Origin of the sequence: Epilithonimonas zeae (assembly GCF_023278365.1) — a bacterium.
GTDB lineage: Bacteria > Bacteroidota > Bacteroidia > Flavobacteriales > Weeksellaceae > Epilithonimonas > Epilithonimonas zeae_A.
On sequence record NZ_CP075338.1, the window covers coordinates 982,679 to 997,425 of the forward strand.

Here is a 14,747-nt window from a genome sequence, read left to right on the forward strand (position 1 = left end):
TTTCCCGTCAAGTGACCCCGGAGGGATTCGAACCCCCAACCGTTGGAGCCGAAATCCAATATTCTATCCAGTTGAACTACGGAGCCATTTTTTTATAAGTAATGAGTAATCAATAATAAGTAATGCAAATATTGTCCATTACCAATTACTCATTATCAATATTTTAGAATGTAATCTTCACACCTCCTACAACCTGTGCACCCAGAACTTTGTATCCTTTGTACGTCTGATATTTTGAGCTCAGAAGATTGTTTCCGAGTGCAAAAATACTGAAATTTTTATGAATTTTATACTCTGCAGATAAGTTTAAATCTGCATAACCTCCAACTTTTTCGTTTTTGTTCTCAATTGTTGTATAATTTGGAATTGCAGCAATATTGCTTATCTCATAAGTATTTGAAGTTCTGTCCGTTACAAAATACGCTTTGAAACCAAGATTCAGTTTCTTTTCCAGCATTGTATATTTTGCACCAAGATTAAATTGGAACAATGGCTTGTAATAGACTTCTTCCAGATTATCCAATTTGTATTTCATAAAATGCAAACCTGCGTCAACAGTCAGATTTTCTATCGGGAAAGCCTGCAAATCTCCTTTTACTTCCATCAGAGTTCCGTTATCATAGATTGAACTGAAAGTATTTGCATAATCATAACCTTGTCTGTCTGCGCCGATATTAGTATCAAACAGATTATTATTGTAGAAAAACTGAGCGTTGTTCACTTTGCTGAATCCTGCATTAACATCATATTTGAAAGTCTGGTCAACATCACCTTTCAAACCGAAATAAAAATGGTATTTGGTTTCAGTTGGCGTTAAAACCAAATCAGAAATCAAAAAAGGATTTTCGTCCAGAAGATTCCCGTAAGTATTGAGTTTCAAACCGCCATCAATTCCTCCATAAAATTTGAATTCATCCGCAGCTGCAACCAAAACTTCTGCTTTAGGAAACCAGTAGAATTTATTATTTTTTGATTCTTCGGTTACATTGCTGGAGTTTTTAGAATTAAGGAAACTAAAATCAGAACCAATTAACAAATAAGAATCACCTTTATAGAAAGTCACTTTTGGCGACAATGTAAAATTGAATTGATTACTAGTATTTTTATTCAGGATATCAAATTTGGAATTAACCGTTTCCAGATTGATTCCCAAATCTCCATTCGCTGTAATATCCTCGTAAACAGAAAAATCGTGCTTGGACAAATTAACATCCAAATTCGCATAGTTTTCACTGGCTCCGAAATGGTCGCTTAAGAAATACGATTTCACACGAACGTTATTCAGAATTTCATTGGAATAATGGTCGTAATAACCATTCACACTGAATTTATTCACTTTTTGCTGTAAATCGACATCATTATTTGAAGGCGTCAATGCATAAATCCCGTAATAATTGTAATTGTTGAAAGCATAATTTGCATCAATATTAAACTTTCCGCTTTCCGTGTAAATATTGGCAAAACCACCGATTTTTGCTTCATTCTGCTTAGAATCCCAATCGTAAATCTTTTTCAGACCGCTTGTAGAAAGATAATGTAAATCCGCTCCTACTTCCACATTGTCCTGCACTTTTCCCGAAACATTAGCATCAGCCAAAAATTTCCCATAATTCCCATAACCCAATCTGAAATAATTGGATTGATAATCATTGGAAAATTTCGGAGAAATATCTTCACCCTGGATTTCGGTGGTTTTGAAATCGGAAACCGGCGGGACATTCACGATGTCATATTTCAGATTAAGCGAATCTTCCTTTTTCTTGTTATCCGGCGGATAGTTTTTTTCCTGAACAACAGATGTCTTCTTTTTCTCAATTTTCTTGACTTCCGGTTCTCTTTTTCTATTAAGAATCAATTGCTCTTCTTTGATTTGAGCGCCCAATTCCGAGATCCCGACTATTCCCAAAAATGCCAAAACGGCGATATATTTTAGTTTGTTCATTTAAATTTATTTAAAGATTAAAGGATTTAAAAATGAATTCAATCCTTCATCAAAATATTTATTTATTCCGTTCTTGATATGAAGCTAACAGCGCTTTTCCTGCTTGTTTTGAAAACCCTTTTGGATAAAACATATTAAATAGCCATAAACTTTGTATTACTTGTAAATTAAATTCGAACTTTTTATTTTCATCACCAATTTCCTGAAATCCATAATAATATTCATCCGGTAAAGATGATGGTAACAATCCAAAAGTTAGCATACTACCGGCCATTCCATTCCCGCAAACTAATGTTGTTTTCATGGAATCAAGTTTTATTTTTACTTGATAGCTATCATCCTTTACTAGTTCATAAATCTGTGATTTTTCTAAAATTTTATATTCTTTTTTTAATTCTTTATTAATTACAAAAGCTTTTACCTTATTTGTACTTGGTTTTGCTTCTTTATAAATTTTATGAGATATTCTATAAGAAGGTACACAACTCACAAATAAAAGCGTAATCAAAATCAGAAAAAATGCTTTGTTCATTTTAAAATCAAATTACTTCTTGATCTGCGCTTTCACTTCCTTCGCTTCAGCCACAATTTCCGGGAAATCGCCATAGTTGTTAATGATTTCATCCACCGTATAACTTGCCTGGTAATTATCTTTCAGCGCCAGATAATTTTTCGCCATCAGGACTAAAGCCTTTGCGCCCCAATATTCTTCCGAAGCATAATTGTTAGCTAACTTGAAAATGGTTTCATTCGACGATTTGAAAGCTTTTGCTTTGTTCTGGTAAAATGCTTTGGCGTATAAAGCTTCCGCCGCAACTTCTGTATTGGAAGATTTCTCCAAAGCGGTATAAGCCGTTTGTGCATCCCTGTCTTTGCCTTGCTGCATCAGGCTCCTTGCTTTGATGACTTTCGCCTGTTCCAGAGTTGCTGCCGAATTTTTCGAATTAGCAATTACAGCGTTTGCATATTTTTCAGCTTCAGCAAAGTTCTTTTCGTCTGCATAGATTTTCATCAACTCAATTGAAGCAAAGTTTTTAATCGTAACGTTGGTAGAATTAGCATTCTGTTCCAGATATTTTTTTGCATCAGCCACTTTATCCTGAGACAAATAAATCTGAGCCAGTCTCACCTGCGCTTCCTGTTGATAATCGTTCTGGAAATCGGCCACATTTTGTAATGGAAGTAATGCTTTATCCGTTTGTTTTAATTGATAATAGCTTTCGCCCAGCTCGTATTGCGCTTTGAAAAGATTGTCGCCGCTAGGACTCTGGTCAAGGTATTTTTCGTAGTAAGAAACCGCTTTTCCATAATCTTTTTTCGAGAAACTGTCTTGCGCCAGATTCAGATTAATTTCACTGATTTCTGTTCCGGAAACATTCACATTCAGACTTTTTGCAAATTGTTCGTAACCTGCAACATCACCGGTTTTCACAAAAGCCGGTTTTGCAGCGGCTACAATTTTGTCCGCATAAGCAGTGTTCTTATATTGATTTGCCAATCGTCTGAATTCCGAAATCGCATTTTCATTCTGATTCAGGTCAATCAGATTCTGAGCTCTGTAAATCTGGGAATTCGCTACCAAATCCTTATCAGGACTGGATTTGATGACTTTATCAAAGTAAGCATTAGATTGAGTGAAATCATCATTCTGAGCATAAGCCGACGCAATTTCATAGTTCGCATCATCTACATATTCCGAATTAGGATATTTTGAAATCAAAGTTTTCAGTTCAGAAATCTTCGCCACCGTATCGCCTTTGAAACCTAAAGCTAAAGCTTTCTGATACAACGTATAATCGCTGGCATTTTCGGTTTTATTATAAATCTCCAAAGCTTCATTCAACTGATTGTTTGCGTAATATGTATCAGCCAAACGCAATTCTGCATCCGCTTTGAATTCCTGTTTCGGGAATCTCAGATATTCCTTAAAATATTCCTGAGCAGAAGCAAAATCCTTAGACTTGAAATAAGCATAACCTAAGTCATAGTCCAATTGTTCACGTTCCGGAAACCCTTCTGCAGTTTCGTTTTCAAGTTTAGTATAAGTTGCAATCGCAGATTTATAATCACCTTTCTGGTAGTAAGTCTGTCCTAACCAATATTGTGCTTTTTTATAAAAATCTTTATTGAGATTGAATTGAAGACTTCTTTTAAAGTACGTTTCGGCGGCATCAAAATTCCCTTTATTGAATTCCTCAGAACCTAAAAGATAAGAAACCTCCTGCTCTATTTTTTTTGTCTCATTCGTTTTCTGGTCAAGTTTCGAAAGGGCATCCAGAGTTGCTTTATAATCTCCGGAATACAAATACGATTTAACCAGCAGTGACCTCATTTCCTGAGTTTTAGAATTCGGATATTTATCCAGATATCTCTGAATTACTTTTGAGGAGTTCTCAAATGGATTTCCTAATTCATAACTCAATTTTGCATATTGTTCCAAAGCCAGTTGCTGAACTTTCGCATCATAATTCATCTGGGACGCATTACGATAAGCAGAAAGCGCTTCTTGTTTTTGATTATTTTGCAGATAAGCATTCCCGAGTTGGTAATAAGCGTTTTGAGCCAGCGGAGAATTGCTGTTAATTAATTGATTGTAATATCCTACTGCTTCGGCGTTTTTCCCTACTTGAGAAGAAACAAACCCCATTTCGTAAAGGTCGGTTTCTGACGGCGTTTGTTCTTTATCCAAAAACAATTTCAAGTGTGGATAAGCCGATTGGTAATCGCCTTTCATAAAGTAGCTCTCTCCTACTATTTTGTGGATTTCTGTATCGTAAGCAGTTGTTTTTCCGTTGTTCAGGATTTCATTCCCTTCAGATATTGCCAGATCATAGTTCTTCTGATTGTAGTACATCTGCACATAATAAGGCTTAACTAAATGTGCATAGTCTTCATTATTCTTGATTTGGTCGAAGTAAACAAATGCATTGTCTTTTTGTTTGTCAGCATAATAAAGATGTCCCAACATATAAGAAATCGCAGGTTTACTATTTTCATCTGCATTTTTAAATGATTCTTCCAAAGCTTCGATTGCTCCAGCAGAATCTCCTGTCATAAACTTGGCGTAACCCAGCTTCATAATATGCTGTGTATTTTCCTCTTTACTCAGTTGGTATTGATTGACTTTCTGCAAAGTTTCCAGGGCTTTTTCAAAATCCTTTTTTGCCAGGTAATAATCTGCCAAAGGTCCGTTGGCTTGAGCAAAATACGCCGACTTTGGATATTCTTTCATAAAAGCATTCAGACCTTCTTCCGCATATTGCTGTTGCAAAATCACACCAATCACATTGCTGAAAAACAGTGATGCTTCTTTCCTGGATTGACTTAGACTTTTGTTGTAAAAATATTGGTTGGAATATTCGTATTGGGAAGCATTGTAAACTTTGGTATTGTAGAGATTCTCTGCCAAACCAAAATGATAGTCTTCTTTTTGAGTAAAATATTGAGATTGTTGCGCCTCAGAAATCCCGTAAAGCGATAACATCGAAGCCAGTATTACTTTTTTTGAATTCATATAGATTTTCAAAATTATTGTCAAAGCCTCAGCTTCAACAAAGTTTGTTCCTTTTTCAACGAAAATAGGCAAAAGATATTATTTGACGGAATTTTAAAAGCACTTTTTGTTTTCAGAAATAGTTTTATTTATTAATAAAATGTTAAAAACATCAAAATTTTATTACATTTGTTTCTTTCATAAATTTTTAACCTAATATGAGTTCACTTTTCAGAAGAAAACACTACGCAGAAAATACAGATAACGGGCAACTGAATCGCGTTTTAGGCACTTGGGATATTGTATTTTTTGGTATTGCTGCCATTATTGGTGCAGGAAGTTTTAGCAGTTTAGGAGAAGCTATCTTCCGTGGCGGTCCGGGCGTAATTGTTTTATATCTGATTTGTGGTTTTGCCTGTGCTTTTACAGCACTTTGTTACGCTGAATTTGCCAGTCGAATTCCAACTGCAGGAAGTGCTTACACCTATGCTTATGCCAGTTTCGGAGAATTGATTGCCTGGGTTATTGGCTGGGCTTTGATTATGGAATATTCTTTCGGGAATATTTATGTTGCTTTTTCCTGGTCAGATTATTTCACCAGTTTTATGGGAAGAATCGGTGTTCATATTCCTGATTATTTTACTTGTAGTTATACAGAAGCTAAAAAGGCTGTTCTCAATAATTCGAATAATGCTGAATTGATTAATGCCTGGAAATCGGCTCCTATTATAGGAAATTTAAGAATCATTGTTGATATTCCTGCTTTGGTAATTAATGGATTGATTACCTGGCTTTGCTATCAGGGCATCAAAGAAAGTAAAAACTTCAATAACTTTTTTGTGATTCTGAAGTTGTTTGTGATTCTTCTCGTAATCGCAGTCGGTGTTGCTTATGTTAATACAGGCAATTGGTTTCCTACGAGTTCTGTAACTTCAGAACCGTCTTTTATGCCGAATGGATTTGCAGGTGTCATGTCTGCTGTTTCAGGTGTTTTCTTTGCCTATATTGGTTTTGATGCGATTTCTGTATTGTCAGAAGAAACCAAAAATCCTCAGAAAGACCTTCCAAAAGGAATGTTGATTTCTTTAGGACTTTGTACTGTTATTTATATCATTCTGACTTTAACTTTAACAGGATTAGTAGATTACAGAAAATTTGACGGAATCGGCGACCCATTATCTTTTGTATTTGATAAATCAAATCTCAATCTTCCCTGGATGGAGTTCATTGTATCATTAATTGCAATTGTTGCAATTACTACGGTACTTTTGGTTTTCCAAATGGGACAACCTAGAATATGGATGGCAATGTCGAGAGATGGACTTTTACCAAAAAAGTTTCAGCAAGTGCACAGCAAAAACAAAATTCCTTCTTTTGCAACCATTATTACGGGAATTGTTGTAGGTGTTCCAATTTTGTTCACCGATAAAACTTTTATTCTCGATTTTACAAGTATCGGGACTATTTTCGCTTTCGTATTGGTTTGTGGTGGCGTTTTGATGTTGCCTCCAAAAGATAAAATCAAGGGCAGATTCCACCTGCCATATATTAATGGAAGATTGATTTTTCCATTAATTTTCATTGGCGGATTGGTATTCTTTTATTTCTACCAACCAGAATTTTTTCACAATTTAATTAATATCAGTGATGCGAATGAAGGAGAATTCCGTTTAGCAATTATCGTTTTCATTATTGTCAATCTGATTTTGTGTGGATTGGCTTTCATTAAGAATCTTTCATTAATTCCTTTAATTGGTCTTAGTTCTTGTCTTTATTTACTAACCGGGATGAGCCACGAAAACTGGTTTTGGTTTGGACTATGGTTTGCTATAGGTTTGATAATTTATTTCCTTTATGGATATAAAAACAGCAAACTAAATCAAACAAAAAATGCAGCCTCAGAATAGAATTAAAGCCTATTATCAATTTTATCTTACAAAATATAACCGCAAGCTAATGCGTTTCATTTCATTGGAATTTTTTTAGTTTTTGCGGTTATTTTTTATTTCGTGCAATCTGGAAAAAAACATTTTCTTTGATATTGCTCAATTTTTGGATATGGATTTGCACAGTGCAGTCAAGCTGTGTTTAAGAAAAATATATCAGAGAGATTCAAATATCTAATTTGGCCTTTAGCTTCAGATTTCAGACTATTTTTGAAATCTTGGCAGGAAACAAAAATTTTAAAAATAAAGAAATAATATTGTAAATTTATTTTCTATTTCATAATGAAGAATTTCATCAAATCTAATATTTCTGCAGATTCATTAGCGCTTTTGCTGGTTCAGGCACCAGTCGCTCTTTCTATGCTGATGGGCGACGACTTTGTCATTCAGGTGGCTAATCCTCAAATGCTTCAGCTATGGGGAAAACGGCCGGAAATAATTGGTTCAAAACTAATAGATGCGCTGCCTGAATTGGAAGGACAGCCTTTTATTAACATTTTAAATACTGTAAAAGCAACCGGTGATATTTATAAAGGCTACAAAGAGAAATGTTATCTGTTCCGAAACGGAATCACAGAAGAATGTTATTTCGATTTTATTTATGCACCAATTTATAATGATGACGAAACCGAAATTATCGGAATCAGTGTAGTGGCTACAGAAGTTACAGACCAAGTCCAGGCTGAAAAGAAACTTACAGAAACGGAGTATAAATTTGAAAACCTGATTAGAAATTCTGACTATGCAGTTGCAATCTACAAAGGAGAAGATTTTATCATAGATTTAGCTAATGACAAAATGCTGAAGACTTGGGGAAAAGATGCTTCTATAATAGGTAAAAGAATAGAAGAAGGAATTCCGGAACTGGTAGGTCAAGCTTTTCTTGGATTATTGAAACAAGTTTATGAGTCTGGAGAAACTTACTCAGCCAAAGAAGATCGTGCTGATCTAGTCGTGGATGGCAAACTGCAAACTTATTATTACAATTTTTCGTACCAGCCTTTGAAAAATCACAATGGTGAAGTCTATGCTATTGCCAATGTCGCTGTAGATGTAACCGAAGCTGTACTTACAAAACAAAGATTGCAGGAAAACCAAGCCAAATACAAAAATCTTGCGGACAGTCTGCCAATTATTATCTGGACAGCCGACAAAGAAGGAAATATCGACTATTACAACAAAAAATGGTACGATTATACGGGATTCGAAGGTGTTGACAGCAGAGAAGCAGCAACACACAAAATCTTACATCCAGATGATATAGAAAGAGCAACTCAGGTGTGGCAAAGAAGCAAGGAAAACAAAAGTGCTTACGAGATAGAATATCAATTCAAGGATAGACAAACCGAAGGTACTTACAAGTGGTTTCTCGGTCGTGCCGTGCCTATAAAAGATACGAATAACAATATCATCCAATGGATTGGAACCTGTACAGATATCAATGAGTTCAAACAATTCCAGCAACAGAAAGATAATTTCTTGGGAATCGCCAGCCACGAACTGAAAACGCCATTGACGAGCCTCAAATTGTATTCTCAATACCTAGAAAAAAATCTGAGAAAGCAGGACGACCAGAAAAATGCGGACGTGGCAAAGAAAATGGACGATCAAATTAACAAACTAACTGGTCTTGTAAATGATTTGCTGGACGTGACGAAAATCCAGAATGGGAAAATACTTCTTAACAAATCAGAATTTAATTTTGATGAATTGGTTGCAGAAATCATCACAGAACAACAGATGAGCACCAGCCACAGAATTTATCTGGAAGCAGAAAATATTGGTGAGATCTACGGCGACAGACATCGCATCTCGCAGGTAATGAGCAATCTAATCAGCAATGCCATAAAATATTCTCCGGATTCTGATAAAATTCAAATCACTACAAAACTAACTGAAGAAGGTTGCGTCCTATTCTCTGTCAGAGACTATGGAATCGGGATTCCTGAGGATAAGAAAGACAAAGTTTTCGAACAATATTACAGAGTCAGTGGCAGTATGGAACACACCTTTCCGGGACTTGGATTGGGACTTTATATCTCTTCTGAAATTATAAAACGAAGCGGTGGCAGGATTTTTGTAAACTCAATTGAAGGGAAGGGCTCGGATTTTTGTTTCGAGATTCCCAAAAAACACAAATCAAATTAATACTTAAAATTACAATGTCAAATTCTAAAAAAGTTATAGTCGTGGACGATAGTCCTGCAATTTTGGATTCAGTGAAACTGATGCTGAATATGGAAGGATTCGAAGTCTCAAATTATGAAAGAGGAACCGATATGTTCAATTCCCTTTTGGAAACATCCACCAAACCAGACGTTATCCTGATGGATATGTGGCTCTCCGGAGAAGACGGGAGAGACATCTGCAAAATGATAAAAGCACATCAGGACTTCAAAAACATTCCGGTTGTGATAATGTCTGCCAGCCGGGGATTGGGAGATTCTGCGATAGAAAGCGGAGCCATAGATTTCATCCCAAAACCTTTTGATTTGGGCGAAATTGTAGAAAAAATCAGATATTATTCCAATAGTTCAGCTGAGTAATTTAATTGGGGCAGCTTAATCCGCCCTCCGTTCTCGCTTTTTTCTTTTTAAATAAAAAGAAAAAGAGCTCCACTCAGGTCGGGCTGCGTGCCATTCAACTTTATAAGATTTATGAAAAAATAATACTCAATAAAAAAGCAGTTTAAAAATTTAAAATGCTTTTTCTTTTCTTTAACTATTCCTAATTTAGAAATCGACCGTTTCTGGATTCAGGCCGGAAAAGCCTGTTTCTTCCAGAGTTTTTAAAGCCTTCATATCACTCTCTTCAATTTTGAATCGTTCAAAATGCAAGTTGTTTTTGATGTTTTCCGGATTTTCAGATTTAGGCAAAACAATCACGCCAGACTGCAGACAAAACTGAATACAAAGAATTGCCGGCGAAACATTGTACTTGTCCGCAATATCTTTCAAATTTCCATCTTTCAATAATCTTCCGGAGCCAATCGGACTCCACGCTTCTATCGCAATTCCCTTTTCTTTACAAAAATCAACAACACTTTGCTGAGTGTAACCCGGATGAAACTCTATCTGGTTAACAGCCGGAATCACATCTGCAGTTTCCAGCAACGCTTCCAGTTGACTTAGCATAAAATTGCTGACACCAATGGTTTTAACAACACCAGATTTGTACAACTCCTCCATTGCTTTCCACGTTTCCGCATTGATTTCTTTCCAATTCTTAAATTGTTTTTCATTCGCAGGCCAGTGAATCAATAACAAATCCAGATAATTGGTCTTCAGTTTTTTAAGAGATTGCTCTACAGAAGTTTTCACACCTTGCGCGCTTCTGTTGCTATTCCATATTTTAGTGGTGAGATACAGATCCTTTCTTGCAATTCCGGATTCTTCAATCGCCTCTCCTATTTCTGCCTCGTTTCCGTAGATATCCGCTGTATCGATATGCCTGTAACCAGCTTCTAAAGCAGTCTTTACAGTCTTCTGAACACCTTCCGTTGTTTGCCAGGTTCCAAAACCGATTTCCGGAATTTCAGTTCCGTTATTTAGAATTATATTTTTCATTTTAAAAAATTTGATTTTTCGAAAGCCAAAATTACGCCATCTAAAAGAGATTTTAAAATAATAAAACTGATAGAAGAATCTAAAAATTATAATTCAATTTTTGATGATATTTCATAAATTTGAACTATGGAAAAACAGGAATTCGGATTGCTTGGGAAGAATATTTCTTACTCATTTTCAAAAAAATATTTTGAGGAAAAATTCAAAAAATTATTTCTAAACAATCATTCATACAACTTCTTTGACATCTCTGAAATTGAAAACGTTTCGCCCTTTCTGGAAAACCCAAATCTCATCGGGATGAATGTCACAATCCCTTACAAACAAGCGATTATTCCCTTTCTTGATGAACTCAGTGAAGAAGCTTTGCAAATCGGAGCTGTCAATTGTGTCAGTTTCCAAAACGGTAAAAAAATCGGTTATAATACGGATGCTTTCGGATTCGAAAAAACACTTCTGATTAATAAAAAAGACCATCATAAAAAAGCTTTGATATTAGGTGATGGAGGCGCCGCAAAAGCAGTGAGATATATTTTAGATAAACACAACATAACACATCAAACCGTTTCCAGAAAGTCCGAAATCAATTTTGAAAACCTGACTGAAGATTTGGTAAAAGATTCATTATTGATTATCCAGACAACACCAGTTGGAACTTTCCCGAATGTTGATGATTCTGTTCAATTTCCTTTTGACGCAATTACCGATAAACATTATGTTATCGATTTGATCTACAATCCATCTGAAACTGCTTTTCTAAGGCATTGTGCAGAAAAAGGCGCAACAACGCTTAACGGATTTTATATGCTGGAACAGCAGGCTGAGAAGGCTTGGCAGATTTGGAATAGCTGATTTACAAATAATCTTTAATCACTTTCCAGCTCTCCAATTTCTCCTCAAACTTCACCGTATGAAGCGGACTTGTAGAAGGTAAAACTACAATCGGAATTTTGAAATTCTTACCCAAAATTTTAATGAGATTCTTGTACGACTTTTGTCCGTTGCAGAAGATGATTTTGATATTCGGATGATTCTCGATGAGTTGTAGAATATTATTATCAATTTCATTTTTGATTTCAGTATCCAGACTACCTTTTCGTTCACAACTTTCGATGACATCCCAAAGTGCGATTTTGTTTTCTTTCAATAAATCAATTCTTTGTTGATAATTCAATGAAAATGCTACATCAAAAAGATGAAACAAGATTTTCCAGAATTGATTTTGAGGGTGTGCATAATATTGTTGCATCTGCAAAGACTTAACTCCAGGAACAGAACCAAGAATCAGAATTTGTGAATGTTCATCTACGATTGGTGGAAAAGAATTGATTCGGTTCATTTTGTTTTATCGCAAAATCGAAGATTCGACGTAGTCAAAGTCGCAAAACTTAATTTAAAATTAATTCAGTAAAAGTCGCAAATTAAAACTACGGTTTTAGAATTTAACGAAGTTAAAACCTTTGTGTCTTAAAGCATCATTCTTATTCAATTTTTGTGCCTTTGCGTTTAAAATTCTACTTAAGATTATCTAGAATTTTGAACAAAGCATTGCTGATGCTTCCGCCCTGATAATTATTAAGAATGATAGAAAACACATAGTTCTTACCACTTTTGGAAGTCTGATAACCTGCAAAAGACTTGCTGTCTTTGATCGTTCCGCTTTTCATTTTGATGCCATTCTGAGTGGGGAAACCTTCATAAAAAGCATCAAACCAATTTTGTTTTTTAGCGTAAAGTAAAGCCTGAACTTGGGCTTTTGCAGAAACATAATTCTGTGGCGAAAGTCCGCTTCCATCTGCAAAATTAATCATCATTGGGTTAATGCCTTTGGATTTCCAAAAGTCTTTTAAGAAGTCAACACCGGTTTCAAAACTCGGATTATTTCGTTTTTCTTTCGCCATTGTTTTGATGAGCGTTTCTCCATAAAGATTGATACTTTTTCTCAAAAACCAATAGACAATTTTGTCCAGCGTTGGCGATTTATATTCAAAGATTTGATTTTGAGTTGGTGCTTTTGAAACGGATTTTCCGGCAATCTTCTCATTATAATAAGTAGTTGTTTTCCCCAAAATAGAAATTCCGTTTTCTTCCAGTAGTTTCTTGATTTCGACAGCTAATTGCATTGGAGGATTAGGTGTTGCTCCGGAAACCGTAGTTACCTTTCCAGCAGGTAAGATCCCATTGATCATTGCGGTTTCGGAATGTGGTGCTGTGAAGATTAAACTTTGGTCAGAACTTCCGCCGGTTTTCAGTTCATTGATCCAATTGACATTATCCAAATCATATGAAAAACTTTTGAATTGATTTCCATTAATATTAATATCAAACTGATTTTCTCTCCAGTTTACCCCAAAAGTTCCTGCACCGTAATAGTTCCCCAAATCATTCCAGGGCCAGCCTCCAGGCGTACTTTGGAAATCAAAATAAGAATCATCGATAATCAGATTGCCTGATATTTTCTTGATTCCAGATTTCTTGATAGCTTCTAATAATTGCTGTTTGAAATTCTCCGGCTTGTAATTTTCATAACGCCAGCTTCCCAAAGTAGGATCGCCATTAGAAGTAATGTAAAAATCTCCCTCCAGATTGCCATTTGATATTTTCCCAGAGTATGAAGCTGTAGTTTTGAACTGATAATTCTTTCCCAATGTTTCCAAAGCCGCAGCAGACGTAAAAATCTTTTGCGTGCTGGCTGTAGAAAGTCCTTTGTTCCCATTGTATTCATAAACCAAGTTTCCATTCTCGTCCGAAACATAGAAAGAAAGATTAGCTGACAAAGCATTGGAAGTGGACAGCATTTCTTTCACTGATTTGTCCAGATTATCAGAAACTGATTGTGAAAAGTAAGTTTGCGAAATTAGTAATGGGACAATAAGAAGATTCTTCATTTCTGAATTTTTATCAAAACTAAGAATTTTATATGATGTAAATAACTTTTAAATTCTTGTTAAAAACATTATTTAGTCAACTTCAAAAAGGTTTAATAATTAACTTTGATAAAAATTGAAAAGATGCCGAAGAAGAACCGCAAAAAAGAAGAATTATACAACGTCATCACGCACGGTCTTGGGGTTATACTTTCTGTCGTCGCTTTGATTCTGATGATTTATTATTCCGTGATTAGCGGTAGTGGGATTGCGATTGCTTCTTCTTTGGTCTTCGGCATCAGTTTGATACTACTCTATTCTGCTTCTACCGTTTATCACGCGGTTTATAAACTAAAATGGAAAAAAATCTGTCAGAGAATCGACCATCTCAGTATCTATCTTCTCATCGCAGGAACCTACACACCCATCGCACTTCTAGGACTGAAAGGCGCATGGGGCTGGAGTATGTTTGGTGTGATTTGGGGAATGGCTTTGATTGGTTTTATTTTCAAATTTTCACCATTGAGGAACAACGAGAAAATCTCACTTTCACTTTATGCTCTGATGGGTTGGGCTGCCATTATCGCTATAAAACCAATGATAGAGAATCTTTCCACAGGCGCATTAACATTGATTATTCTTGGTGGATTATGCTACACGTTCGGAATCTATTTTTATGCTAAAGACAGAAAACCATTTTACCATCCTATCTGGCACCTATTTGTTTTAGGTGGTAGTATTATGCATTTTTGTGCGGTTTTCTTTTTTATCCTTCCTTAGAATATTTCAGCGATATAAAATTTGTAAAATTTGAAGCGTTAATTTATCAATAATTAATTACAGATTTTAGAAAATTTAACAAAACCACTCCATTTGTTAAATTCATAAAACTATACAATACAGCAATTTAAATCCAATTCCAAATCTCAGTCA

Annotated in this window: 11 protein-coding genes and 1 tRNA gene; 5 read left to right on the top strand and 7 right to left on the bottom strand. The window is 35.4% G+C overall.

What is annotated here, in order from left to right; all coding sequences use genetic code 11:
• Positions 1-12: 12 nt before the first annotated feature.
• The 4 genes from KI430_RS04295 to KI430_RS04310 form a co-directional block, all read right to left on the bottom strand.
• Positions 13-86, bottom strand: a tRNA-Arg gene (locus KI430_RS04295).
• A 77-nt stretch (positions 87-163) separates the two neighbouring features.
• Positions 164-1,942 (bottom strand): TonB-dependent receptor, encoded by a 1,779-nt coding sequence (locus KI430_RS04300; RefSeq protein ID WP_248877035.1) that lies wholly within the window; start codon positions 1,940-1,942, stop codon positions 164-166.
• Positions 1,943-2,000: 58 nt separating this feature from the next.
• Positions 2,001-2,474, bottom strand: a complete 474-nt coding sequence (locus tag KI430_RS04305; protein ID WP_248877036.1) for a hypothetical protein — start codon at positions 2,472-2,474, stop codon at positions 2,001-2,003.
• Between the two features lie 12 nt (positions 2,475-2,486).
• Positions 2,487-5,456, bottom strand: coding sequence for a tetratricopeptide repeat protein (locus KI430_RS04310; protein ID WP_248877037.1), 2,970 nt, complete (start codon positions 5,454-5,456; stop codon positions 2,487-2,489).
• A 197-nt stretch (positions 5,457-5,653) separates the two neighbouring features.
• Here KI430_RS04310 and KI430_RS04315 point away from each other — a divergent pair, with 197 nt between their 5' ends.
• The 3 genes from KI430_RS04315 (at position 5,654) to KI430_RS04325 (ending at position 9,927) form a co-directional block, all read left to right on the top strand.
• The gene (locus KI430_RS04315; RefSeq protein ID WP_248877038.1) at positions 5,654-7,342 is read left to right on the top strand and encodes an APC family permease; all 1,689 of its coding nucleotides are present in this window, start codon (positions 5,654-5,656) and stop codon (positions 7,340-7,342) included.
• Between the two features lie 321 nt (positions 7,343-7,663).
• Entirely contained in the window at positions 7,664-9,529 is a 1,866-nt protein-coding gene (locus KI430_RS04320; protein WP_248877039.1) for an ATP-binding protein, read from the top strand.
• Between the two features lie 14 nt (positions 9,530-9,543).
• Entirely contained in the window at positions 9,544-9,927 is a 384-nt protein-coding gene (locus KI430_RS04325) for a response regulator transcription factor (RefSeq protein WP_074235620.1), read from the top strand.
• Positions 9,928-10,113: 186 nt separating this feature from the next.
• On the opposite strand, the gene KI430_RS04330 is transcribed toward KI430_RS04325, so the two are convergent.
• The gene (locus KI430_RS04330; RefSeq protein ID WP_248877040.1) at positions 10,114-10,947 is read right to left on the bottom strand and encodes an aldo/keto reductase; all 834 of its coding nucleotides are present in this window, start codon (positions 10,945-10,947) and stop codon (positions 10,114-10,116) included.
• Positions 10,948-11,073: 126 nt separating this feature from the next.
• Here KI430_RS04330 and KI430_RS04335 point away from each other — a divergent pair, with 126 nt between their 5' ends.
• Positions 11,074-11,799, top strand: coding sequence for a shikimate dehydrogenase family protein (locus KI430_RS04335; protein ID WP_248877041.1), 726 nt, complete (start codon positions 11,074-11,076; stop codon positions 11,797-11,799).
• A gap of 1 nt (position 11,800) precedes the next feature.
• Here KI430_RS04335 and KI430_RS04340 read toward each other — a convergent pair whose 3' ends face one another.
• On the bottom strand, positions 11,801-12,286 hold the full coding sequence (locus KI430_RS04340; RefSeq protein WP_248877042.1) for a DNA-deoxyinosine glycosylase: 486 nt from the start codon (positions 12,284-12,286) through the stop codon (positions 11,801-11,803).
• Between the two features lie 175 nt (positions 12,287-12,461).
• On the bottom strand, positions 12,462-13,835 hold the full coding sequence (dacB, locus tag KI430_RS04345; protein WP_248877043.1) for a D-alanyl-D-alanine carboxypeptidase/D-alanyl-D-alanine-endopeptidase: 1,374 nt from the start codon (positions 13,833-13,835) through the stop codon (positions 12,462-12,464).
• Between the two features lie 123 nt (positions 13,836-13,958).
• On the opposite strand from dacB, the gene trhA reads away from it, so the two are divergent.
• Entirely contained in the window at positions 13,959-14,594 is a 636-nt protein-coding gene (gene trhA, locus KI430_RS04350) for a PAQR family membrane homeostasis protein TrhA (protein WP_248877044.1), read from the top strand.
• Positions 14,595-14,747: the final 153 nt, after the last annotated feature.

What these genes read in the sequence shown, in the direction of transcription:
- KI430_RS04300 (WP_248877035.1), bottom strand. Translation starts at nt 1,942, where the DNA reads ATGAACAAACTAAAATATATCGCCGTTTTGGCATTTTTGGGAATAGTC.
- KI430_RS04340 (WP_248877042.1), bottom strand. Translation starts at nt 12,286, where the DNA reads ATGAACCGAATCAATTCTTTTCCACCAATCGTAGATGAACATTCACAA.
- KI430_RS04310 (WP_248877037.1), bottom strand. Translation starts at nt 5,456, where the DNA reads ATGAATTCAAAAAAAGTAATACTGGCTTCGATGTTATCGCTTTACGGG.
- KI430_RS04335 (WP_248877041.1), top strand. Translation starts at nt 11,074, where the DNA reads ATGGAAAAACAGGAATTCGGATTGCTTGGGAAGAATATTTCTTACTCA.
- KI430_RS04315 (WP_248877038.1), top strand. Translation starts at nt 5,654, where the DNA reads ATGAGTTCACTTTTCAGAAGAAAACACTACGCAGAAAATACAGATAAC.
- KI430_RS04325 (WP_074235620.1), top strand. Translation starts at nt 9,544, where the DNA reads ATGTCAAATTCTAAAAAAGTTATAGTCGTGGACGATAGTCCTGCAATT.
- KI430_RS04320 (WP_248877039.1), top strand. Translation starts at nt 7,664, where the DNA reads ATGAAGAATTTCATCAAATCTAATATTTCTGCAGATTCATTAGCGCTT.
- KI430_RS04330 (WP_248877040.1), bottom strand. Translation starts at nt 10,947, where the DNA reads ATGAAAAATATAATTCTAAATAACGGAACTGAAATTCCGGAAATCGGT.
- trhA (WP_248877044.1), top strand. Translation starts at nt 13,959, where the DNA reads ATGCCGAAGAAGAACCGCAAAAAAGAAGAATTATACAACGTCATCACG.
- dacB (WP_248877043.1), bottom strand. Translation starts at nt 13,835, where the DNA reads ATGAAGAATCTTCTTATTGTCCCATTACTAATTTCGCAAACTTACTTT.
- KI430_RS04305 (WP_248877036.1), bottom strand. Translation starts at nt 2,474, where the DNA reads ATGAACAAAGCATTTTTTCTGATTTTGATTACGCTTTTATTTGTGAGT.